The 22,024-nt window shown below is 69.9% G+C and carries 22 protein-coding genes and 2 tRNA genes; 6 read left to right on the top strand and 18 right to left on the bottom strand.

Annotated elements, in window-relative coordinates; all coding sequences use genetic code 11:
- Positions 1 to 36: 36 nt before the first annotated feature.
- From ACFTQE_RS00900 to ACFTQE_RS00885, 4 genes are all read right to left on the bottom strand, one after another.
- Positions 37 to 112, bottom strand: a tRNA-His gene (locus tag ACFTQE_RS00900).
- A 43-nt stretch (positions 113 to 155) separates the two neighbouring features.
- Positions 156 to 776 carry an oligoribonuclease gene (orn, locus tag ACFTQE_RS00895; RefSeq protein ID WP_376923299.1) on the bottom strand — a complete coding sequence of 207 codons (621 nt, stop codon included), beginning with the start codon at positions 774 to 776 and terminating at the stop codon, positions 156 to 158.
- Between the two features lie 554 nt (positions 777 to 1,330).
- A tRNA-Arg gene (locus ACFTQE_RS00890) sits at positions 1,331 to 1,403 on the bottom strand.
- Positions 1,404 to 1,488: 85 nt separating this feature from the next.
- Positions 1,489 to 2,709: a cation:proton antiporter gene (locus ACFTQE_RS00885; protein ID WP_376923298.1), complete on the bottom strand. Its 1,221-nt coding sequence runs from the start codon at positions 2,707 to 2,709 to the stop codon at positions 1,489 to 1,491.
- 127 nt (positions 2,710 to 2,836) lie between these two features.
- On the opposite strand from ACFTQE_RS00885, the gene nadE reads away from it, so the two are divergent.
- Positions 2,837 to 3,658: an ammonia-dependent NAD(+) synthetase gene (gene nadE / locus ACFTQE_RS00880; RefSeq protein WP_376923297.1), complete on the top strand. Its 822-nt coding sequence runs from the start codon at positions 2,837 to 2,839 to the stop codon at positions 3,656 to 3,658.
- A gap of 76 nt (positions 3,659 to 3,734) precedes the next feature.
- Here the strand turns inward: nadE and ACFTQE_RS00875 are convergent, their stop codons facing one another.
- The 3 genes from ACFTQE_RS00875 to ACFTQE_RS00865 form a co-directional block, all read right to left on the bottom strand.
- Complete coding sequence (locus ACFTQE_RS00875; RefSeq protein ID WP_376923296.1) at positions 3,735 to 4,391, bottom strand: hypothetical protein; 657 nt, start codon at positions 4,389 to 4,391, stop codon at positions 3,735 to 3,737.
- Between the two features lie 74 nt (positions 4,392 to 4,465).
- The gene (locus ACFTQE_RS00870) at positions 4,466 to 4,723 is read right to left on the bottom strand and encodes a hypothetical protein (RefSeq protein ID WP_376923295.1); all 258 of its coding nucleotides are present in this window, start codon (positions 4,721 to 4,723) and stop codon (positions 4,466 to 4,468) included.
- A 113-nt stretch (positions 4,724 to 4,836) separates the two neighbouring features.
- Complete coding sequence (locus ACFTQE_RS00865) at positions 4,837 to 5,844, bottom strand: aldo/keto reductase (protein ID WP_376923294.1); 1,008 nt, start codon at positions 5,842 to 5,844, stop codon at positions 4,837 to 4,839.
- Positions 5,845 to 6,047: 203 nt separating this feature from the next.
- On the opposite strand from ACFTQE_RS00865, the gene ssb reads away from it, so the two are divergent.
- From ssb to ACFTQE_RS00845, 4 genes are all read left to right on the top strand, one after another.
- On the top strand, positions 6,048 to 6,632 hold the full coding sequence (gene ssb / locus ACFTQE_RS00860; RefSeq protein WP_376923293.1) for a single-stranded DNA-binding protein: 585 nt from the start codon (positions 6,048 to 6,050) through the stop codon (positions 6,630 to 6,632).
- A 99-nt stretch (positions 6,633 to 6,731) separates the two neighbouring features.
- Positions 6,732 to 7,220 (top strand): DUF6993 domain-containing protein, encoded by a 489-nt coding sequence (locus tag ACFTQE_RS00855; RefSeq protein ID WP_376923292.1) that lies wholly within the window; start codon positions 6,732 to 6,734, stop codon positions 7,218 to 7,220.
- Positions 7,221 to 7,225: 5 nt separating this feature from the next.
- Positions 7,226 to 8,908 carry an energy-dependent translational throttle protein EttA gene (gene ettA, locus ACFTQE_RS00850; RefSeq protein ID WP_179550397.1) on the top strand — a complete coding sequence of 561 codons (1,683 nt, stop codon included), beginning with the start codon at positions 7,226 to 7,228 and terminating at the stop codon, positions 8,906 to 8,908.
- A 1-nt stretch (position 8,909) separates the two neighbouring features.
- Entirely contained in the window at positions 8,910 to 9,386 is a 477-nt protein-coding gene (locus ACFTQE_RS00845) for an acyl-CoA thioesterase (protein ID WP_376923291.1), read from the top strand.
- 30 nt (positions 9,387 to 9,416) lie between these two features.
- On the opposite strand, the gene ACFTQE_RS00840 is transcribed toward ACFTQE_RS00845, so the two are convergent.
- From ACFTQE_RS00840 to ACFTQE_RS00830, 3 genes are all read right to left on the bottom strand, one after another.
- Positions 9,417 to 9,944 carry a hypothetical protein gene (locus tag ACFTQE_RS00840; RefSeq protein ID WP_376923290.1) on the bottom strand — a complete coding sequence of 176 codons (528 nt, stop codon included), beginning with the start codon at positions 9,942 to 9,944 and terminating at the stop codon, positions 9,417 to 9,419.
- Between the two features lie 2 nt (positions 9,945 to 9,946).
- Positions 9,947 to 10,426, bottom strand: coding sequence for a Rieske (2Fe-2S) protein (locus ACFTQE_RS00835; RefSeq protein WP_376923289.1), 480 nt, complete (start codon positions 10,424 to 10,426; stop codon positions 9,947 to 9,949).
- 96 nt (positions 10,427 to 10,522) lie between these two features.
- Entirely contained in the window at positions 10,523 to 11,413 is an 891-nt protein-coding gene (locus tag ACFTQE_RS00830) for an acyl-CoA thioesterase (protein WP_376923288.1), read from the bottom strand.
- A gap of 93 nt (positions 11,414 to 11,506) precedes the next feature.
- Here ACFTQE_RS00830 and ACFTQE_RS00825 point away from each other — a divergent pair, with 93 nt between their 5' ends.
- A complete protein-coding gene (locus ACFTQE_RS00825) occupies positions 11,507 to 12,187 on the top strand; it encodes a hypothetical protein (RefSeq protein WP_376923287.1) in 681 nt (226 codons plus the stop codon).
- Between the two features lie 26 nt (positions 12,188 to 12,213).
- Here ACFTQE_RS00825 and ACFTQE_RS00820 read toward each other — a convergent pair whose 3' ends face one another.
- The 8 genes from ACFTQE_RS00820 to ACFTQE_RS00785 form a co-directional block, all read right to left on the bottom strand.
- Complete coding sequence (locus ACFTQE_RS00820) at positions 12,214 to 13,902, bottom strand: FAD-binding dehydrogenase (protein WP_376923286.1); 1,689 nt, start codon at positions 13,900 to 13,902, stop codon at positions 12,214 to 12,216.
- A gap of 62 nt (positions 13,903 to 13,964) precedes the next feature.
- Positions 13,965 to 14,429, bottom strand: coding sequence for a globin (locus ACFTQE_RS00815; protein ID WP_376923285.1), 465 nt, complete (start codon positions 14,427 to 14,429; stop codon positions 13,965 to 13,967).
- A complete protein-coding gene (locus tag ACFTQE_RS00810) occupies positions 14,426 to 15,541 on the bottom strand; it encodes a mechanosensitive ion channel family protein (protein WP_376923284.1) in 1,116 nt (371 codons plus the stop codon). Before ACFTQE_RS00810 ends, ACFTQE_RS00815 begins: the two co-directional genes overlap by 4 nt.
- Before the next feature lie 11 nt (positions 15,542 to 15,552).
- The gene (gene pepN, locus ACFTQE_RS00805) at positions 15,553 to 18,153 is read right to left on the bottom strand and encodes an aminopeptidase N (protein ID WP_376923283.1); all 2,601 of its coding nucleotides are present in this window, start codon (positions 18,151 to 18,153) and stop codon (positions 15,553 to 15,555) included.
- Positions 18,154 to 18,197: 44 nt separating this feature from the next.
- Complete coding sequence (locus ACFTQE_RS00800; protein ID WP_376923282.1) at positions 18,198 to 18,884, bottom strand: response regulator; 687 nt, start codon at positions 18,882 to 18,884, stop codon at positions 18,198 to 18,200.
- A complete protein-coding gene (locus tag ACFTQE_RS00795) occupies positions 18,881 to 20,212 on the bottom strand; it encodes a sensor histidine kinase (protein WP_376923281.1) in 1,332 nt (443 codons plus the stop codon). Before ACFTQE_RS00795 ends, ACFTQE_RS00800 begins: the two co-directional genes overlap by 4 nt.
- 10 nt (positions 20,213 to 20,222) lie before the next feature.
- Positions 20,223 to 21,077 (bottom strand): ABC transporter permease, encoded by an 855-nt coding sequence (locus ACFTQE_RS00790; RefSeq protein ID WP_376923280.1) that lies wholly within the window; start codon positions 21,075 to 21,077, stop codon positions 20,223 to 20,225.
- Positions 21,074 to 21,985 carry an ABC transporter ATP-binding protein gene (locus ACFTQE_RS00785; RefSeq protein WP_376923279.1) on the bottom strand — a complete coding sequence of 304 codons (912 nt, stop codon included), beginning with the start codon at positions 21,983 to 21,985 and terminating at the stop codon, positions 21,074 to 21,076. The genes ACFTQE_RS00790 and ACFTQE_RS00785 overlap by 4 nt, the downstream gene beginning before the upstream one ends.
- Between the last annotated feature and the right edge of the window lie 39 nt (positions 21,986 to 22,024).

Here is a 22,024-nt window from a genome sequence, read left to right as displayed (position 1 = left end):
ACCCTGTCTTTGGTCCGTACCACTACCAAGGACGATTGGGGTGAGTAACGGGGCTTGAACCCGCGACCTCCTGGACCACAACCAGGCGCTCTACCAACTGAGCTATACCCACCATGTGTCGACCGCCGGAGCGATCTGGCAACTCGACGAGCTTACTACACCTTGGAGGCGAACTCGTTCACGACGGTCGCCGAGAGGCTCTGGAGCTCTGCCGTCGTGGGGCCGGGCTCGGCCACGAAGACCGCGCGGCGGTAGTAGTGCAGCTCGCGGATCGACTCCTGGATGTCGGCGAGCGCCCGGTGGCCGCCGTTCTTCTGGGGGGAGTTGAAGTAGGCACGGGGGAACCAGCGCTTGGCGAGCTCCTTGATCGAGGAGACGTCGACGCTGCGGTAGTGCAAGTGGGCGTCGAGGCGCGGCATGTACTTCGCGAGGAAGGCGCGGTCGGTGCCGATCGAATTGCCGGCGAGGGGCGCCTTCTGCTCTTCGGGGACGTGCTGCAGCACGTACTCGAGCACCTGGTACTCGGCGTCGGCGACGCTCACGCCGTTGGGGATCTCTTCGATGAGGCCCGACGTCGTGTGCATTCCGCGAACGAAGTCGCCCATGTTCTCGAGCGCACTGGCGTCGGGCTTGATGACGATGCTGAGACCGGCGTCGACGGGGTTGAGGTCGTAGTCGGTGATGATGACGGCGATCTCGACGAGCTCATCGACGGCGAGGTCGAGTCCGGTCATCTCGCAGTCGATCCAGACCAGGCGGTCACTCGATGAAGGCATGCCGAGAGTCTATCCGGGTGCTCCGACGCCGCTGCTCGAACGGCGTCGCAGGATCCACGAGGTCGGAACGGAGGGGACGTCGAAGCGTCGGTGCCCCGCGCTACGGTCACGACATGAAGACGTGCTTCCGCTGCAAGGTCGAACTGCCGCGCACCAGCTTCAACGGCTCGCCGAAGAACCGGGATGGCCTCCATTCGTACTGCCGGGACTGTCAGAAGGCCCACTACCGGGCGAATGCAGCTCGGCACGCCGCGAATGTCCGCGCGACCAGCGCGCGCCGACTCATCGAGGCGCGCCGCGTCGTCGTCGCGCACCTCGCGAACGGGTGCGTGGACTGCGGAAACCTCGACCTTCGGGTACTCGAGTTCGACCACGTGCGGGGCGAGAAGATCGACTCGATCGCGAATCTCGTACGACGCGGTCGAAGCCTCGAGGTGATCGAGACCGAGATCCGGAAATGCGATGTGAGGTGCCGCAACTGCCACGCGATCGTCACAATCGCTCGTCGTGGCCGCTCGTGGCACCACGACCTGCTCGACGAGCGGGGAAGGGCGTCCCCCCGGAGAGATTCGAACTCCCGACCAAGTGGGTAGAAACCACCTGCTCTGTCCACTGAGCTACGGGGGGCCGACTGGAACGCCGCCATGCAAGCATAGCCATCGATGGCCGCTCACCGGCTCGTCCCGCCGGAGCGCCCGGGGATATCGCCCGGTCAGCCTTCGATGGGCACGAAGGGATCGTCCGCGGACGCGCGCGCCGGGTCATCCGATCGCCCCTTGCGAATGGCGAGCGCGATGAGCGGGAAGAGCAGCACCGAGAGCATGCCGGCGCCGACCAGGGCGGCCGCCGTGCCGCTCGGCAGGTCGCCGCTGTCGACGCCGATCGCGGTGACGGCGACGATGATCGGAAGCCCGGTCGCCCCGAAGAGCGCCGTCGCGACGAGGTCCCGTCGACTCGAGCCCTTGGGGGCGGCGAGGAGCGAGGGGAGTCCGCGCACGACGAGCAGCAGCACGAGGAAGACCGGCAGGAGCACCGTCGTCCGCACATCGGCGAAGAGCGACTCGAGGTCGAACGCGACCCCGGTGTTGATGAAGAAGACGGGCACGAGGAACCCGTAGCCCACCGCCTCGAGCTTCGTCTCGACGATCTCGACATCGCGTTCCGGGGCGCCGGAGAGCAGCAGGCGGTAGAGCACCCCGGCGGTGAATGCTCCGAGCAGCATGTCGAGATCGAGCACGATGCTCAGGGCGACGAGTGCGAGCAGGACGAAGATGACGAGCCGAACGGCGAACTGCCCGCTCGTGTGCAGGGTCGCCGTGATGACGCGGTGCATGCGCTTACCGACGCCTTTCGCGGCGAGCCAGATGGCGATGCCGGCGATCACGGCGAACCCCAGGAGCACGATGGCGGCCAACAGCGGACTGCGCCCGCTCAGGAACAGTGAGATCGCGAGCAGCGGCCCGAACTCGCCGATGGCACCGAGGGCGATCACCGCGATGCCGAAGGGAGTGGCGAGGTCGCCGGAGTCGCGCAGCACCGGCATGATCGTGCCGAGCGCCGTCGACGTCAGTGCGATGCCGATGAAGGCCGCTGCTGGCAGGTCCGCCGCGAGGAGGGTCGCGAGGCCGATGCCGGCGGCGAGGGAGATGATCCAGCCGATCGCCGCGCGGCTCAGCGGCCGTCCGCGGATGGCACGGAAGTCGATCTCGTTGCCCGCCAGGAAGAAGAGCATGGCCAGGCCGAAGTCGGCGAGCAGGGTCATGAAGTCGTCGGGCACGATCCAGCCGAGTACGGCCGGGCCGAGGAGGAGCCCCAGCACGATCTCGAAGACGACGAGGGGGATGGCGACCCATCTGCCGATCGCGCGCACGAGCAGCGGCGCTGCGACGGCGATCGCCGGCACGAGCACCATGGTTCCGATCGAGATCTCCATGAGGCACTCCGTTTCAGGCGGCAGGTGAAGCCTGTCGTGATGGTAGCGGAGCGAGTGGGCGACGCGGAGGCGGCGGCCCGGAGCATCCGGTCGTCTGCTGGAAACATGACGGCGGTATCGTCGTGGGATGCGAGAGCTGCAGTCGCGAATCATCGCCGAACTCAACGTCACCCCGGTCATCGACCCCGCCGAAGAGGTGCGGTCGCGCATCGACTTCCTGAAGGCCTACCTGCGCGCGACCGGGGCCAAGGGCCTCGTGCTCGGCATCAGCGGCGGCCAGGACTCCACCCTCGCGGGACGGTTGTGCCGACTCGCGGTCGACGAGCTCGACGCCGAGGGCGTCCCATCGCGGTTCATCGCGGTGCGCCTGCCGTACGGCGTGCAACGCGACGAAGACGACGCCCAGTTGGCCCTGAGCTTCATCGAGCCGCAGGAGACCGTGGTCTTCAACATCAAGGGCGGCGTCGACGGGCTCACCGAGGACTTCGCTGCGGCGACCGACGTGCCGCTCAGCGACTTCGGCAAGGGCAACGTCAAGGCGCGCATGCGGATGGTGGCGCAGTACGCCCTCGCGGGTGAGGGCGGCCTGCTCGTCGTCGGCACCGACCATGCGGCCGAAGCGGTCACCGGCTTCTTCACGAAGTACGGCGACGGGGGAGCCGACGTGCTGCCCCTCACCGGCCTCACGAAGCGGCAGGGGCGTGCGCTGCTCGCATACCTCGGTGCTCCGGAGCGTCTGTACCTCAAGGTGCCGACCGCGGACCTGCTCGACGCGAACCCCGGACAGTCCGACGAGGCGAACCTCGGCCTGAGCTACGCCGACCTCGACGCCTATCTCGAGGGCGAGGAGATCGACGAGTCGGTCGCCGAGCGCATCGAAGCGCGCTTCCTGCAGACGCGGCACAAGCGCGCGGTTCCGGTGTCGATGTTCGACGACTGGTGGCGCTGAGCGCGTCAGGCTCGGGGTGGTGGTCGCAGACGCCCGGCGCTCACCGGTCAGCGCCCGCTCCGCGTGAGCGCGCGGCTCAGCGCAGCTGGTCGCCCTGCAGCGTGACCGTTGGCGCGGTGTCCGCGGTCTCCGTCGAGTCGCCCTCGCCGGCGATGGTGACGCTGCCCTGATAGCGCTGCTGGTGCTGTTCGGCGACCCAGGAGTCCTGCTGGTCGACGGCAGCCTGCTCGGGCTCCTGGCGCTGCGTGCGCCAGCGTGCCAGGTCGTTCTGGAACTGGCGTCGCGTGCGCCCGGGGTGGCGCTGCCACTCGAGCAGGCGATCGCGGAACTCCACCACGGCGGGGTCGAGCTGGTATCCGAACGTCGCCGACGCCCGCTTGAGCTCGTGCAGCTGGTGGGCCGCCCAGTTCGCCGCGACATCCGACCCGCGGATGGGCAGCAGTCGCACGACGATGTCGGCCTGGCCGACGGCGCGATCTGCGAGCACCTGTTCTTGCGGCGTCAACGAGTTCCACACCGAGGCCTCGGTCGCGGCATCGACGAGTGCGGCGATCGCGGCGGCCTTCGCCTCGCGGTCGCGCTGCGCGACGAGTCGCTTGATCGCGAGATTGGCGATCCAGGCGGCGAGGAGCCCGGCGGCGAGCACCGCGATGAACAGCACGACGGCCGAGAAGACCGTGGGCCGCGAGGCACTCGAGGCGAGCCATGAGCTGAGATCGTTCCACCACTGCATGGCCGCAGATTACCCCGGCCTCGTGTCGTCACGATCGAGCGACGACGGCGTGCCCGAATACGTGCTGCTCGAGCTCAGCGGAACACCTCGGCGGCTGCGCGCGACGACCAGAATTCGCCGAGCTCGATCGAGCGGATGCCGCCCGCGACCAGTCGCTTCGCCCCGAACCGCACCTCGTCGCCGAAGCCGCGCCGTTCGATGTGGCCGAGCACCGCGCCCTGCGGGCGGGTGACCCGCCACAGGCCCGGCGCGGCGGGCGAGATCTGCAGGCCGGGCACGACGTCGGGGAACGGTTCGCGGATGCGCGTTGCGTTCGTGGCGATGGCGGACATGTCGCTCCTCTCGTGGTGCAGCCGGCCCTGCGATGTGTCACGAGAGTACGGCGGGCCACCGACATCCGCTCGTTCGTCGAGGGGTGGTCGTCGGTCGCCCGTCGGGCGTGGGCTCAGCCGAGCACGGTGCCGTGCGCGGCGAACGGCTCGATGCGCTCGATCTCGTCGTCGGTGAGCGGCGCCGCGTCGAGTGCTGCGATGTTCTGCTCGAGCTGGGCGACGCTCGAGGCGCCGATCAGCGCGCTCGAGACGAGCGGCTGGCGCAGCACCCACGTGAGGGCGAGCTGTGCGAGCGTCTGGCCGCGCTCCTTCGCGATCCCGTCGAGCGCGCGGACGCGCTCCAGGTATTCGCCGCTGATGCGGTCGGGCGAGAGGAACCGGCTCGTCGCCGCGCGGGAGTCGGCGGGAACGTCGCCGGCGAGGTACCGATCGGTCAGGAGGCCCTGTGCGAGCGGGGAGAAGACGATGCTCGCGGCGCCGACCTCTTCGAGCGCCGGGAACAGGCCGTCCTCGATATGCCGGTCGAACATCGAGTAGCGCGGCTGGTGGATGAGGAGCGGCACGCCCTCGGCCTCGAGCGCGGCGGCGGCGGCACGCGTCTGGTCGGGGTCGTAGTTCGAGATGCCCACGTAGAGCGCCTTGCCCTGGCGCACGGCCGAGGCGAGTGCGCCCATCGTCTCCTCGATGGGCGTCTCGGGGTCTGGCCGGTGCGAGTAGAAGATGTCGACGTACTCGAGGCCGAGGCGCCCGAGGCTCTGGTCGAGCGACGACAGCAGGTACTTGCGCGAGCCGAAGTCGCCGTACGGGCCGGGCCACATGTCGTACCCGGCCTTCGACGAGATGATGAGCTCGTCGCGGTACGGGGCGAGGTCGTCGGCGAGGATTCGGCCGAAGTTCACCTCGGCGCTGCCGGGCGGCGGGCCGTAGTTGTTCGCGAGGTCGAAGTGCGTGACCCCGAGGTCGAAGGCCCGGCGCACGATCGCGCGCTGGGTGTCGTAGGGGCGTTCATGGCCGAAGTTGTGCCAGAGGCCGAGCGAGAGCGCTGGGAGTTTGAGGCCGCTGCGGCCCACCCGGTTGTAGCGCATGCGGTCGTAGCGTTCGGGGAGGGCGACATAGCTCATGGAGCAACTCTAGGGTCGCCGACTCGTCCTCCACATTCGCGTGACGGTGTGCTTCTGCACGGCTTGCACCGGCGCGAGCCGGACGCCTCGCCCGCCCCGCGATGCTGGTCGGAACGCGGCCCCGGGGTGACGATCCGGCACGAGCGCCTCCCGGGGCCGCGTGCCGTCGACTCGCGGCGGCATCCGACCGAGGAGTGCAGCACATGACCGACATCATCACCGTGACGGGAGTCGTGGGAACCGATCCCAAGCACCACGTCACCAACGGCGGACTCGCCATCACGACGTTCCGGCTCGCATCGACGAGGCGCGTGTTCGATCGCGAGAAGGCGACGTGGGAGGACGGCGAGACCAACTGGTACACCGTCTCGGCCTTCCGTCAGCTCGCCACGAACGCGAGCCTCTCGATCCGCAAGGGCGAGCGCCTCATCATCCGGGGCCGACTCCGGCTTCGGGCCTGGGAGACCGGCGAGCGATCGGGCACGGCCGTCGAGATCGAGGCCGATTCCATCGGTCACGACCTCGCCTGGTGCGTGAGCTCGTACGCCAAGGTCCGATCCACGCGTCCATCGGATGCCGCGGCTGCAGAATCCTCGCCCGGTGGCGCCATCGCCGGATTCGACGTGCAGGCGGCCGAATCGGAGCCGGCGATCGACGGCGGTTCCCTGTGGTCCGGTACCGCTGCGTTGCAGCCGCTCGGGTTCGACGCGGACGCCGACGATGTCGAGGCATCCGACGACGCCGACGACCTCGAGCGGCCCGAGCTCGAAGCGACGTTCGCAGGCTGACGGGCGTGCCGCGGCCGCCGACGGCCTGCCCGAGCCGGCATCGAAGGCGTACCGCCTAGAATCGGCTCGGGCGGGTCGCCACCGCCGGTGAGGGGAACGATGAGACGGCGGTTCGGTACCAGCGCGGCCCTTGCCATCGCAGGGGTCGCGATGCTCGTCGGCTTGACGGCCTGCACCTTCGGCGACCCCGAGCCGACGGCTCCCGCGACCGCACGGCCGACGCCGTCCGACCCGGGTGCCGCGACGCCGACCGCCCCCGAGTTCCGACCCGAGCTCTCCGCCACCGAGAACCTGGCCTACTTCGACTGGGTGAACGGCGGTGTCGTCGCGGCGAACGCCTCGGCCGGTGGGCGGGACTTCATCGATGCGCTCGTCGCCGGTGGCTTCGACAAGGCGCAGATGCAGGTCACCTCCGACACGACGACCGAGGGCAAGCCCGCCGACTCCGTGCAGTTCTCGGTCCTCTTCCAGGGCGAATGCCTCGTCGGGCAGTATGGTCCGGCCTCCGGCGGGTACCACGGAGCGGTGCGCCCGCCGCTCGGCACAGGTACCTGTCTCGTCGGACAGACCCGCCCCATAGACTGGTAGGCGACATGGCTGATTACATTTACTCGATGGTTCGCGCCCGCAAGGCGGTCGGCGACAAGGTCATCCTCGATGACGTGACGATGGCATTCCTCCCCGGAGCGAAGATCGGCGTGGTCGGCCCGAACGGCGCCGGCAAGTCGACGATCCTCAAGATCATGGCGGGGCTCGACCAGCCCTCCAACGGCGAGGCGCGGCTGAGCCCGGGCTTCTCCGTCGGCATCCTCATGCAGGAGCCCGTGCTCGACGAGACCAAGACCGTGCTCGAGAACGTGCAGGAGGGTGTCGGGCCGATCAAGGCGAAGCTCGACCGCTTCAACGAGATCTCGCTGGCCATGGCCGAGCCCGACGCCGACTTCGACGCGCTGCTCGCCGAGATGGGCGTGCTGCAGGAGGCCATCGACGCCGCCGACGCGTGGGACCTCGACTCCCAGCTCGAGCAGGCGATGGACGCACTGCGGTGCCCGCCGGGCGACGAGCAGATCTCCGTGCTCTCGGGCGGTGAGAAGCGCCGCGTCGCGCTCTGCAAGCTGCTGCTCCAGAAGCCCGACCTGCTGCTCCTCGACGAGCCCACCAACCACCTCGACGCCGAGAGCGTGCTCTGGCTCGAGCAGCACCTCGCCAAGTACCCCGGCGCCGTGCTCGCCGTCACCCACGACCGGTACTTCCTCGACCACGTCGCCGAGTGGATCTGCGAGGTCGACCGCGGTCGCCTCTACCCCTACGAGGGCAACTACTCGACGTACCTCGAGAAGAAGCAGGAGCGACTCAGCGTCCAGGGCAAGAAGGACGCGAAGCTCGCCAAGCGCCTGGCCGAAGAGCTCGAGTGGGTTCGATCGAACGCCAAGGGGCGTCAGGCGAAGTCGAAGGCGCGTCTGGCCCGCTACGAGGAGATGGCGACCGAGGCCGAGCGCACGCGGAAGCTCGACTTCGAGGAGATCGTGATCCCCGTCGGCCCGCGCCTCGGCGCGCAGGTGATCGAGGCCAAGAAGCTCCGCAAGGGCTTCGGCGAACGCATCCTCATCGAAGACCTGAGCTTCAGCCTGCCGCGCAACGGCATCGTCGGCATCATCGGCCCGAACGGCGTCGGCAAGACGACGCTGTTCAAGACCATCGTCGGACTCGAGCCCCTCGACGGCGGCGAGCTGAAGATCGGCGAGACGGTCGACATCTCCTACGTCGACCAGAGCCGCGGCGGCATCGACCCGAACAAGAACCTGTGGGAGGTCGTCTCCGACGGCCTCGACTACATCATCGTCGGCAAGACCGAGATCCCGTCGCGCGCCTACGTCTCGCAGTTCGGCTTCAAGGGCCCCGACCAGCAGAAGAAGGCCGGCGTGCTCTCGGGTGGTGAGCGCAACCGACTGAACCTCGCCCTCACGCTGAAGCAGGGCGGCAACCTGCTGCTGCTCGACGAGCCGACCAACGACCTCGACGTCGAGACCCTGTCGAGCCTCGAGAACGCGCTGCTCGAGTTCCCCGGCTGCGCCGTCGTCATCACCCACGACCGGTGGTTCCTCGACCGCATCGCGACGCACATCCTCGCGTACGAGGGCACTGAAGAGGATCCCGCGAACTGGTACTGGTTCGAGGGCAACTTCGAGTCGTACGAGCAGAACAAGATCGAGCGGCTCGGTCCCGATGCGGCGAAGCCGCACCGTTCGGCCTACCGCAAGCTCACGAGGGACTGAGATGCGCCTTCACGTGCCCACGCCACTGCGGTGGAGCGACCTCGACGCCTACGGGCACGTGAACAACGCACGCATGCTGAGCCTCCTCGAAGAGGCTCGCATCCAGGCGTTCTGGGTGAACGACGACACGTCCGAGCATGCGGCCGGGGCGTCGACCGCGGTACTCGATGCGACTCCTGGCGCGACCACGATCACACTGATCGCGCGCCAGGAGGTCGAGTACCTCGCCCCGATCCCGTACCAGCGCCAGCCGGTCGACATCGAACTCTGGATCGGCCATATGGGCGGTGCCAGCCTCGACGTCTGCTACGAGGTGTTCACGCCGGTCGGTGTCGAGCCACGTGTGCTCTACACGCGCGCGGTCACGACGATCGTGCTCGTCGATGCGGAGACCGAGCGGCCTCGCCGCATCGGCGACACCGAACGCAAAGCGTGGGAGCCCTATCTCGGCGAGCCGATCGTGTTCCGTCGGCGCTGAGGCGCGGCACCGACTCACACGTGCGCCGACTCAGTCGAGCGGTTCGTCGCTGAACGACCCCTCCCAGACGGCGCGACTGCCGGCCTCTGCGATCCGCACGAGCGTCAACGTCGATCCGGCTGCGATGACGAGCGCCGCGACGGTGAGCACGGCCCCGACGGCGATGCGGAAGCCGCGGCTCGGCGCCGCCCCGCCCGTCGTGCCGTCGTCCGTGGCGCGTCGACGTGCCGTCTGCTCGACGAGCGCCCAGCCGGCGATCGCCACGGCCAGCACGAGCAGCGCGACCAGCCACGGCACGATGTCTTCGCCCTGCGCGGTGTGCACCTGGATGAGCGGCGCCGGCGGCACGCGCTGCTCGAGCCACTTGCCCGCCTCGACCGTGACGAGCCCGAGCGGCAGCAGCACTGCCGCACCGACGAGCGCGGGCAGCCACAACACGCGCCGGGCGCCGGGCCACGCCGCGATGACGATCAGGAGCAGGCTGAGCAACGGGGTCAGCACCACGACGGCGTGCACGAGCAGCACGTGCAGGGGGAGCCCTGCGAACGTGTAGTCCATGCTCAGGAGGCGGTGACGATGCGGTCGCCGGAGACGGCGACGGCGATCGGGGTCAGCGGTTCGAGCGCAGGGCCCTGGATGACGTCGCCTGTCGCGGCATCGAACATCGAGCCGTGGCACGGGCAATGGAACTCGTCGCCGGCTGCAGCGACGACGCACTGCTGGTGCGTGCAGATCGCGCTGAACGCGACGACCTGGCCTGCCGTCGGTTGCGCGACGAGTGCCGGCGCCCCATCGATCGTGGCACTGATGCTCCCGCCGACGGGAACGTCGGCGAGTGCCGCGACGTCGCCCCCGAGTGCCGGTGCGTCGGGAGCTGCCGTCTGGGTCGAGGTCGGCGGATCTTCGACGAGGGTCGGAGGCGCGCTGGCCGAACCGCTCGGGCTCGCGTCATCCGCTGCGCAACCGGCGAGTGCGAGGGCGCCGCCGATCGCGCCGGCGGAGCCCAGCGTGAGGATGGTGCGTCGGGTGGGATCGGTCATTGCCAGAACTCCTTCGTCCGCGTCGCTCGCGACACGCGAGCGCCCATGGCCCCATTGTGGGTCACCGGCCGAGCAGAACGACGGATTGCACAGGATCTATTCAGGCGAATGCTTCGGGGCCGGCGACGGCACTCGCACCATGCCCTCCTGCGCGACGCTCGCCACGAGCACGCCGTCGCGCGTGTAGATGCGCCCGAGCGAGAGGCCTCGACCGCCGCTCGCCGACGGCGAGTCCTGCGTGTAGAGCAGCCACTCGTCGACGCGCGCATCGCGGTGCCACCACATCGCGTGGTCGAGGCTCGCGACCTTCAGGCCGGGAGTCGCCCAGGCGACGCCGTGGGCGCGGAGGATCGGCTCAAGGATCGAGTAGTCGCTCGCGTACGCGAGTGCGGCCCGGTGCATGTTGAGATCGTCGGGCAGACGGCCGAACGCCTTCATCCACACGGCCTGGCGCGGCACCCGCTCGCCCTCCACCCGGAGGTACACCGGCGACGGCACGTGCCGCACGTCGAAGGCCCGCTCGTTCGACCAGTACCGCGCGATGTCGTGGTCGAACGCGCCGAGCACGTCGGCCGTCGACGGCAGCGTCTCGGGGTCGGGGAGATCGGTCGGCATCTCGACCTGGTGCGAGACGCCGTCGTCTTCAGTCTGGAACGAGGCGATGAGCGAGAGGATCGGCACGCCGTTCTGGAAGGCGTGCGTGCGACGCGTCGAGAAGGAGCGGCCGTCGTGCAGTCGGTCGACACTGAACGTGATGGGGTGCGCGACGTCTCCGGGGCGCAGGAAGTAGCCGTGCATCGAGTGGATCGTGCGGTCATCGGCCACGGTGCGCATCGCCGCGATGAGCGACTGGGCGAGCACCTGGCCGCCGAAGACGCGCCCGAGCGGCATCCACTGCGACGGCCCGGTGAAGATGTCTTCGGTGGTGCGGGCACCCGTGTCGGTGAGGTGAAGGGTGCTCAGCAGGCCGTCGATCGGACCGTTCATCGTTCCTCCGTGTCGGTGGTCGGTGACCGCTCGTGACCCAATGAGCGTGTGACCGCCGGGGCGGCGGCGCTCTCTTGGTAGTTTAGACAGGAGATGGCTCAACAACTCACGCTCGCCGACAGCCTGTCGCTCGGAGATCTGCACACCTACCTCCAGCGCGCAGGGCGCGTCGAAGACGGTTCCGTACGCCTCATCGCGGGTTCCGGCATCCTCGCCGTGTACACCGCGATCCTGTACCCCCGGGGCATCCTCGATGAGAGCCCCACGGTGCTGGGTCTCCGTACGTTCGCCCTCGCCGACGACGAGGAGTTCGACTCGGTCGTGCCGATGCGCTCGCTCGTCGAGCGCATCGTGCGAGCTCGCGGCGAACTCGGCGAAGACGACGACTCGCGACCCGTGTCGATGTCGCGGCCGCCCGAGGTCAACACCGTCACGTGGGCGGGCATCTCGCCGCCGCGGGGCGGCTGGCGGCCGCTCGGCACGACGGATGCCGCGACGCTCGAGGCTGCGGCCCGTGCGGGCATCGACGAGGTCGCCGAGGCGATCCCCGCAGGCACCGGGGAGCAGCTCGTGCAGCGCGTGCGGTCCGAGGTGTGGGGCCGCGGTGTCGACGGCGCCGAGTTCCTGCCGACCGGTGCCGCGTTCGCGGCGTACAGTCTCGGCTTCCTCGGCGACGACGAGGTGAAGCTCTTCGAGACGGGCCCCTGGACCCGCCTCTCCTCGCGTCGCGGTCACGTGCTCGTGCGCCGCAAGCCCTGGACCCTGAAGGCCTAGGGCCTGCGGCCGAGTCACCGCACGGGTCAGCCCCGGGCGATCGCCCGCCCGGCCGCCCGGCCGGTGAAGAGGCAGCCGCCGAGGAAGGTGCCCTCGAGCGCGCGGTAGCCGTGCACGCCGCCGCCGCCGAATCCGGATGCCTCGCCGACGGCGTAGAGCCCGGGAACCGGTGAGCCGTCGGCGCCGAGCGCGCGGGAGTCGAGGTCGGTCTGGATGCCGCCGAGGCTCTTGCGCGTGAGGATGTGCAGCTTCACCGCGATGAGCGGCCCGGCCTTCGGGTCGAGGATCTGGTGCGGCGTCGCCACCCGGATGAGCTTGTCGCCGCGGTAGTTCCGGGCGCCGCGCACGGCCGTGAGCTGCAGGTCCTTCGTGAACTCGTTGTCGACCTCGCGATCACGTGCGAGGATCTCGCGTTCGATGTTCGCGGTGTCGAGCTCGGCCTCGGGCGAGAGGGCGCGCATGCCGTCGAGGAGTTCGTCGAGCGTGTCGGCGACCACGAAGTCGACGCCGTGCTCCTTGAAGGCCTCGACCGGTCCGGGCGCGCCGGAGCCGAGGCGCTGCGCCAAGAGCTTCAGGTCCTTGCCGGTGAGGTCGGGGTTCTGCTCGCTGCCCGAGAGCGCGAACTCCTTCTCGATGATCTTCTGGGTGAGCACGAACCACGAGTGGTCGTGGCCGGTCGTCATGAGGTGTTCGAGCGTGCCGAGCGTGTCGAAGCCGGGGAAGAGCGGCACCGGCAGCCGCTTGCCCGTCGCATCGAACCAGAGCGACGACGGGCCGGGCAGGATGCGGATGCCGTGCTTCGGCCAGATCGGGTCCCAGTTGGTGATGCCCTCGGTGTAATGCCACATGCGGTCGCCGTTGACGAGCCGAGCGCCGGATGCCTCGGCGATGCCGAGCATGCGTCCGTCGACGTGGGCCGGCACGCCGGAGAGCATGTGCTCGGGGGGAGTGCCGAGACGCTCGGGCCAGGCGGCGCGCACGAGGTCGTGGTTGCCGCCGATGCCGCCCGAGGCGACGACGACGGCGGGTGCGCGCAGCTCGAACTCGCCGACGACGTCGCGGTTCGAGGGCTCGCCGCGGCCTGCGCCGTCGGGCGCGAGCTCGGCGCCGCGGATGCCGACGACGGCACCGTCTTCGACGATGAGCTCGTCGACGCGGTGGCGGTGACGGAACTCGACGAGTCCGGCCGCCTCGCCCGCCTTCACCTTGGCGATGAACGGCGCGAGCACGCCGGGGCCGGTGCCCCACGTGATGTGGAATCGCGGCACCGAGTTGCCGTGCCCGATGGCGTTGTAGCCGCCGCGTTCGGCCCAGCCGACGATCGGGAAGAAGCGCACGCCCTTCTCGTGCAGCCAGGCGCGCTTCTCACCTGCGGCGAACTCGACGTAGGCATCGGCCCAGCGCCGCCCCCAGTCGTCTTCGTCGTCGCGGTCGAACCCGGCGGTGCCGTCCCAGTCCTGCTTCGCGAGCTCGAGCGAGTCCTTCACGCCCATGCGGCGCTGCTCGGGCGAGTCGACGAGGAAGAGCCCGCCGAACGACCAGTGCGCCTGGCCGCCGAGGCTCGCTGCCGGCTCCTGGTCGACGATCACGACGCGCTTGCCGGCGTCGACGAGCTCGGCTGCGGCGACGAGGCCGGAGAGGCCGGCGCCGACGACGATCGCGTCGGCGGGCTTCTGCGTGCGTTCGGGTGCGGCGGGGGCGGGGGAGGCTGCCACAAGGACTCCTTCGTCTCGGGTGGTGCGTGGGGTTCGGGTGGGGGGCGGTCGGGCGGGTGCTGCTACTCGTCGAACGTGTTGACCATCGCGTACGCGGCTCGCTGGAGATAATCCCACAGAGTCTCCTCCGCGAGTGGCGGCAGTTCGAGCGAGTCGACCGCTGCGCGCATGTGGAGGAGCCAGCGGTCGCGGGCGTCGGGGTTCACCTTGAACGGCTGGTGCCGCATGCGCAGCCGCGGGTGGCCGCGCTGCTCGCTGTAGGTGCCGGGGCCGCCCCAGTACTGCTCGAGGAACATCGTGAGGCGCTCGGCGGCGGGGCCGAGATCCTCCTCGGGGTACATGGGCTTCAGCACGGGGTCGTCGGCGACGCCGCGGTAGAACTCCGCGACGAGCCGCTCGAACGTCGGCCGCCCGCCGACGGTCTCGTAGAACGACGGCCCGAGCGCCGAGCCGTGCTCGGTGCCGCGCAGCGGCACGTTCGCGGGCCGAGGGGGGCCGGATGCCTCGACGGGCAGCTGCTCGCTCATGATGCTCCTCCGGCCGGGGATGCCGGCGGCTTCGGTGTGCGGGGTGCGCGGGGTGCGCGCGGCTTCTTCACGGCTGCGCGGGCCGCGGCGGCTCCGGTGTCACCCGCGGCGACGACGGCGTTCGGGGTCGTCTTGGGCGGCCTCGCGCCCTTGACCCGGGTGGCGCCCTCGAACCCGGCCAGCACGACGCTGTTGAGGCTCGGGAGCTTCACGTCCATCTCGTCGAGTGCGTGCTTGAGCCGCATGCGGAGCTCCCGAGCCACGTCGTCCTTCGCGGAGGAGCGCACCTTCATGACCACGCGGATGACGAGCGCCTCGGCCGTGATCGACTCCAGGCCCCAGACCTCGGGCTTCTCGAGCACGCGCGAGCGCCACTTGGTGGACTGGGCCATCTCGGTGGCCGTGCGCAGCAGCGTCGCCTCGACCTCGTCGACATCGACGTCGTACGGCACCGCGAGATCGACGATCACGCGCGCCCAGCCCTGCGACATGTTGCCGACGCGGAGTACCTCGCCGTTGCGGACGAACCAGAGGGTGCCGTTGACGTCGCGGATCTTCGTGACGCGGATGCGCACCTCTTCGACGATGCCGGTCGCCGGGCCGAGGTCGACGACGTCGCCGACGCCGAGCTGGTCCTCGACGACCATGAAGATGCCGTTCAGTGCGTCCTTGACGATGTTCTGCGCGCCGAAGCCGAGCCCCGCGCCGAGGGCCGCGGTGAGCAGGGCGAACGAGCTCAGGATCGTCGGATTGATCGTGTTGACGATGAGCAGCACGACCACGATGAACAGCGTGACGTTGACGATGTTCGTGAGCACCGTGCCGAGCGTGCGCGTGCGCTGCACGAGTCGCACGGCGGCCAGCGGTGAGGCCTGGAGCGCCTGGGTGTCGGTGACGTCCTGCTTCTTCTTGACGCCGGTGACGACCTGCTTGACGATGCGCTCGATGACGAAGTGCAGCACCCAGCGGATCAGGAGGGCGAAGACGATGATGAAGATGATCGAGATGAGATTGCCGAGCACGACATCCCAGTTGCCGACCCAGTAGTCGACGATGCCCGCCCAGAAGTCACCGCTGACCGGCGTGGGACCTGGATCTTCAAAACCGAACATGGTGTGAAAGTCTACTGAGCCGCACCCGAGAGCTCGCTGGCATCGCGCGCCTGCGCGGCGAGCGCCCGCTCGAGCTCGTCGAGCTGTTCGGAGACCAGTCGGTGCAGCGGTGCCGGGGTCTGGTTCGCCTCGAGCCACGCTCGGGTCATCGCCGCGAGCTCGGGGGAGACGAGGGGTGCCGGGTACAGCCGCTTCACGATGAGCGAGGCCATCGTGAAGCTCCGGTCGGCCCAGACTCGCTGCAGCCCGGCGAAGTACTCCGTCGCGGTCGATGCCAGCAGCTCGGGTTGCGCGGTGCGCTGCCAGCCGTCGGCGATCGCGCGCGCGAGGTCGTTCGACAATGCGGCGTCAGTCGCGACGCGCCGCCACGCGGCATCCTTGACCGCCTGATCGGGGCGGGCGGCTCGTGCGGTCTCGGCGAGGAGCCGGCCCTTGGCGGTGTCGTCGCTCGCGAGCGCCTCGTCGATCTCTTCGTCGGCTGCCGCACCGAGCGTGGCTCGTGCGATCACGAGCTCCCAGTGCAGGTCGAGGTCGATCTCGAGCCCCGCGAGCTTGATCGAGCCGTCGAGCAGGCTGCCGAGCACGTCGGCGTGCGCCGCGGTCGAGGCGATGCGGGTGAATCCCTTGATGAACTGCAGCTGGGTGTCCGAGCCCGGCTCGGCGAGCTCGGCGAGCGCCCAGATGGCGTCGCCGGCCTCCGCGGCGACCTGGGTGCGATGCTCGTCTGCGAGGTAGCGGCCGATCGCGAGTTCGAGGCGGGCGAGCGCGAGGCCGCGGGCGGCCGACTGCGTCTCGTGCCCGATGCTGCCGATGACGAGGCGCACGAAGTCGATCGTCGGCACCTCGGCGTCGCGCAGCGCGTCCCACGCCGAGCCGAGCACGACGGCGCGCGAGACCGGGTCGGAGAGCTTCGGAAGGTGGTCGATCGCCGTGCGGAAGGAGCCGGGGTCGAGTCGCACCTTCGCATACGTGAGGTCGTCGTCGTTCACGAGCAGCAGGTCGGGGCGGTCGAGCCCGACGAGCTCGGGCACCTCGGTCACGGCGCCGTCGATGTCGAGTTCGATGCGGTGCGTGCGCGCGAGACCGGTCTCGCCGAGCTCGTAGCAGCCGAGCGCGAGTCGATGGGGGCGCAGCGTCGGATGACCCGGTGCGGCGCTCTGCTCGACGCGTGCGGCGGTGATCGTGCCCGATGCATCCGTCTCGATCACGGCGCGCAGCGTGTTGACGCCGGCCGTCTCGAGCCAGAGCGCCGACCAGCGCGTGAGGTCGCGTCCGCTCGCCGACTCGAGCTCGTCGAGCAGGTCGCGGAGCGTCGCGTTGCCGCCGGCGTGGGCCGTGAGGTACGCGCCGACGCCGCGCTGGAAGGCGTCGAGCCCGACCCACGCGACGAGCTGCTTCAGCACCGACGCACCCTTGTCGTAGGTGATCGCGTCGAAGTTGACCTCGACATCGGCGAGGTTCGCGATCTCGGCGACGATGGGATGCGTCGACGGCAGCTGGTCCTGCTCGGCGGCGTGCGTCTTCTCATCGCTCGCGAACGTCGCCCAGACACCGGTGAACTCGGTGACCGCCGCGGTGGCGAGGGTCGAGGCCCATGTGGCGAACGACTCGTTCAGCCAGAGGTCGTTCCACCACTTCATCGTGACGGAGTTGCCGAACCACATGTGCGAGAGCTCGTGCAGCACGACGATCGCGCGCTGCTCGCGGCGAGCATCGGAGACCCGCGAGCGGAACAGGTAGGCCTCGTTGAAGGTGACCGCGCCGACGTTCTCCATGGCGCCCCAGTTGTACTCGGGCACGAAGATCTGGTCGTACTTCCCGTAGGGGTAGGGCACCCCGAATGCCGTCTCGTAGAACCCCAGGCCGGCCTGCACCAGTTCGAACATGACCTCGGGTTCGGCGTACCGCGCGAGCGAGGCGCGGGTCAGCACACCGAGCGGGATGTCGCGGCCGTCGACGCTGCGCGCGCTGCCGTGCCACGCGGCGTACGGACCGGCGATGATCGCGACGATGTAGCTCGAGATGACCGGGCCGGGCGCGAACGACCACGTCGAGACGGCATCGGGCGCGCCGTCATCGGCCGCACCGGTCGCGACTCGCGTGGCCGGCACCGGCCCGGGCGTGGCGGCATTGCTCAGCACCGTCCACGCCGCGGGCGCGGTGATCGTGAAGGTGAACGAGGCCTTCAGGTCGGGCTGGTCGAAGACCGCGAAGACCCGGTTCGCCTCGGCGACGGCGAACTCGGTGTAGAGGTAGGTCGCTCCGTCGACGGGGTCGACGAAGCGGTGCAGGCCCTCGCCGGTGTTCGTGTACGCGGCCGTCGAGACGACGCGCAGTTCGTTGGTGCCGGCGAGGCCGTCGAGGCGGATGCGCGTGCCGTCGCTGACGACGGCCGCGTCGAGCGGGCTGCCGTTCAGGGTGACCTCGTGCACCTCGGTCGTGCACGCCTCGATGAAGGTCGAGGCGCCCGGCTCGGCTTCGAACGAGACGAGCGTCTCGCTGCGGAACGTCTCGCCCGCCCCCGACAGGTCGAGGCGGATGTCGTAGCGCGGTGAACGCACGACCCGGGCGCGCTGTTCGGCTTCGATTCGGGTCAGGTCGGCAGCGGGCATGCAGGGGCCTCCGTGGGGTTCGTGTGCCCCGTCAGCCTACTGACTCACGATGAGCCGGGCATGGGGAGCAGCCCGTGCTCGTAGGCGTAGATCACGAGCTGCACGCGGTCCCGCGCGTCGAGCTTCTGCAGGACCCGGCCGACATGGGTCTTCACCGTCGACTCCGAGAGGAAGAACTGCTCGGCGATCTCGGGGTTGCTGCGGCCCTCGGCGATGGCGATCAGGATCTCCCGCTCGCGGGGAGTCAGCGAGTCGAGCCCTGGGGCGTCGCTCGGCGCGGCGGAGCCGGGGAGCTCGCCGGCGAAGAGCTCGATCATCCGGCGCGTGACGCGGGGTGCGAGCGCCGCCTCGCCGGCGTGCACCGTGCGAATCGCTCCGACGAGTTCGGCGGGCCGCGAGTCCTTCAGCAGGAAGCCGCTCGCTCCCGCACGGATCGCGGCGAACGCGTACTCGTCGAGATCGAAGGTCGTCAGCACGAGCACCCGTGTGGCCCGGTCTCCGCTGGCGATCGCCTCGGTGGCGGCGATGCCGTCGATGTCGGGCATCCGCACGTCCATGAGCATGACGTCGACCTCGAGCGAGTCGACGAGTGCGATCGCGCCGCGCCCGTCTGCGGCCTCACCGACGACGACGAGGTCGGGCTCGGATTCGAGCACCATGCGGAGCCCGGTGCGCACGAGCGCCTGGTCATCGGCGATCGCGACGCGGATGGGGGATGATGCGGTGCTCATGCGGGGTCCTCTGGGTCGTCTGCGGCGGGCGTGGTCGGCGTGGACGGTGCGGCCTCTTCGGCCTGGAGTTCGGCGTGCAGTCGCCAGCCCCGTGTGCTGCCCGGTCCGGCCTCGAGCGTGCCGCCGTAGAGGGCGACCCGTTCGCGCATGCCGACGAGCCCCTTGCCGCCGCTGCCGAGCTCCGACGTCGATGCGACGGCGGCATCGTCGATGACGTCGACGCGCACCGTGTCGTCGGCGTGCTCGACGCTGACGTCGACGCGATGCGCGGTCGCGGCGTACCGCAGTGCGTTGGTGAGCCCCTCCTGCACGATGCGATAGACCGTCAGCTGCAGGTTCGGGTCGACGATCGCCGGCCCGACGGTCGTCAGCTGCACCGGCAGACCGGCGGCCCGGAATCGCTCCACGAGCTCCGGCAGCGCCGCCGTGCCCGGTTGCGGAGCGAGCTCGTCGGGGCAGGTCGTCGTCTCGTCGGGTTCGGCGAGCACGCCGAGCATGCGGCGCATGTCGACGAGGGCGGCACGACCGGTCTCGGCCACGAGCTGCATCGCCTCGGCCGCGCGCTCCGGGTCGCGCCCCGCTGTCGCCGCCGAACCGTCGGCGAGGGTCACCATCACGGTGAGGCTGTGCGAGACGATGTCGTGCATCTCTCGGGCGATGCGCGAGCGTTCGAGCGCGGTCGCGAGCTGGGCCTGCTGGTCGCGTTCGCGGGCGAGGTCGTGCGCTCGCGCGATGAGGGCGTTCAGGTAGCGGCGCCGGTTGCCGACGGTCACGCCGATGAGGGTCGCGATCAGCAGCAGCACCGTGAACTGCGAAGCGGATGCCGGTGCGTTCGCGCCGAACGGCGCCACCGTGTCGTCGGCGTGCGCCCAGACGGCGATGTAGGAGGAGGCGGTCGCGACGACCGTCGAGCCGGCGAACCCGATCCAGGCGGAGCGCGTCGAGCCGTAGACGGCGAGGGCGTAGAGCGCGAGCAGCATCGGCAGCACGTCGGTCGACCCGAAGGGGTAGACCACGAGGCAGACGAGCCAGGCGATGATGACGAGCAGCCAGGGTCGGCGGCGGCGGAACAGCAGGATCGCGGCGGCCGCCACCGCGATGGCGACGAGTTGCGCGACGGCGATCCACGCGGGCGGCGGATCCGAGACGAACAGTGTGGCGATGGATCCGAAGAACGTCGGCACGAAGTACAGCGCGGTGATCAACGAGTCCGTGAGCCACGGATGCCGCGCCCAGAACTGGCGCACGACGCCAGGAGGCTTCGGTAGACGAAGTTCTCCCCCGACTACCGAAGCCGGGTAGCCGGGGGAGATGGGTGCTTCCGTCATGGACTGGACTCTACGCGTCCCGTCGCTTCAGGAGCACCGCGGCGCCGGCGATGGATGCCCCCACCCACGCCAGCACGATGAGGAGGTTCAGCCAGACGCCGAACCCGTCGGCGGTGGGCTCCGCCGTCGTCGAGGTGAACAGGTTCATGCCCGCGCTCGAGAGCAGGTACGGGATGAGGTCGTGCGCCCACTCGGCGGGGATCATCTGCAGCACCATCGGCAGGAGCAGGAGGAGGCCGAGCACGGTGGCGATGCCGCCCGCGCTGCTGCGGATCATGGTGCCGACACCGAGCGCGAACACCGCGACGAGCGCGAGGTAGAGCGCGCCGCCGAGGAGCGGCAGGAACACCGCGGAGTCGGCGATGCTCGCCGAGACGTCGATGCCCGCGAAGACCACCGAGGAGACGAAGAACGCGCCGATGTTGGCGAGGAGCCCGATGACGAACGTGGCGACGAACAGCACGACGGCCTTGGCCGCGAGGGCCGGCAGTCGCTTCGGCACGGCCGTGAGCGTCGAACGGATCATGCCCGTCGAGTACTCGCCGCTGATGACGAGCACGCCGAGCACACCGGCGACGAGTTGACCGAAGAAGACGCCGAACACCGAGGACTGCACGACGAGCGAGACCTGGTCGGCGGCCGGCATGGCCGAGGCATCCACACCGCCGTTCAGGCCGCTGGCCATGCTGAGCGACATGACGAGCGCCATGCCGAGCGAGATCGCGATGACGATGAGGTACGACCACGTGGTCGAGCGGAGGCTGCGGAGCTTGATCCACTCGGAGCGGAGGACGCCGCCGAACGACAGCGAGGTGGAGCGAGCGCGCTGCGACGGGTGCGCCAGCGGCGGGGTGGTCGTGGTCATCGGACTGCCTCCGTGCGGTATTCGACGGCGTCGGCGGTCAGGGCCATGTAGGCCTCTTCGAGCGACGCGCTGAGCGGGGTGAGTTCGTGGATCGCGAGCCCGTGCTGTGCGGCGAGGTCGCCGATGCCGGGTGCCGCGACGCCCGTGACCTCGAGCACGCCGGCCTCGGAGCGGATCACCGCGACGTCGGGCGCGGCGAGCAGGTCGGCGAGCTGGGAGGAGTGCGGGGAGCGCACGAGGACGCGGGGACGCGTGCCGCCGGCGATGATGTCGGCGACCGGGGCGTCGGCGATGATCTCACCGCGGCCGAGCACGATGAGGTGATCGGCGGTGAGTGCCATCTCGCTCATGAGGTGCGAGGAGAGGAAGATCGTGCGGCCCTCGGAGGCGAGGTGGCGTACGAACTGGCGCACCCACAGCACCCCCTCGGGGTCGAGGCCGTTGACCGGCTCGTCGAGGATGAGCGTCGACGGGTCGCCGAGCATGGCTGCGGCGATGCCGAGGCGCTGGCCCATGCCGAGCGAGAAGCCGCCGACCCGCTTGCGGGCGACGGACTCGAGCCCGGTGAGCTCGATGACCTCGCGCACCCGGCTCGCACCGATGCCGTGCGTCGCCGCCATCGCCAACAGGTGGTTGTAGGCGGTCCGGCCGGTGTGCACGGCCTTGGCGTCGAGGAGGGCGCCGACCTCGTGCAGGGGTGCGCGGTGCGCGGCGTACGGCTTGCCGTTGACCGTCACGTGACCGGCGCTCGGACGGTCGAGCCCGACGATCATGCGCATCGTGGTCGACTTGCCCGCGCCGTTCGGCCCGAGGAATCCGGTGACCTGACCGGGCCGGACGGTGAAACTGATGTCGTTGACGGCGGTCTTCGCGCCGTAGCGCTTGACGAGCCCTTCTGCCGTGATCATGCTTCAAGGCTAGGGATCGGGCGAGCGCGGGACATCCGT

The sequence above is a fragment of the Agromyces sp. NPDC056965 genome, from assembly GCF_042673425.1.
Classification (GTDB): domain Bacteria; phylum Actinomycetota; class Actinomycetes; order Actinomycetales; family Microbacteriaceae; genus Agromyces.
Note: the sequence above shows the minus strand (reverse complement) of the source record. Positions and strands in the feature narration are given on the sequence as shown.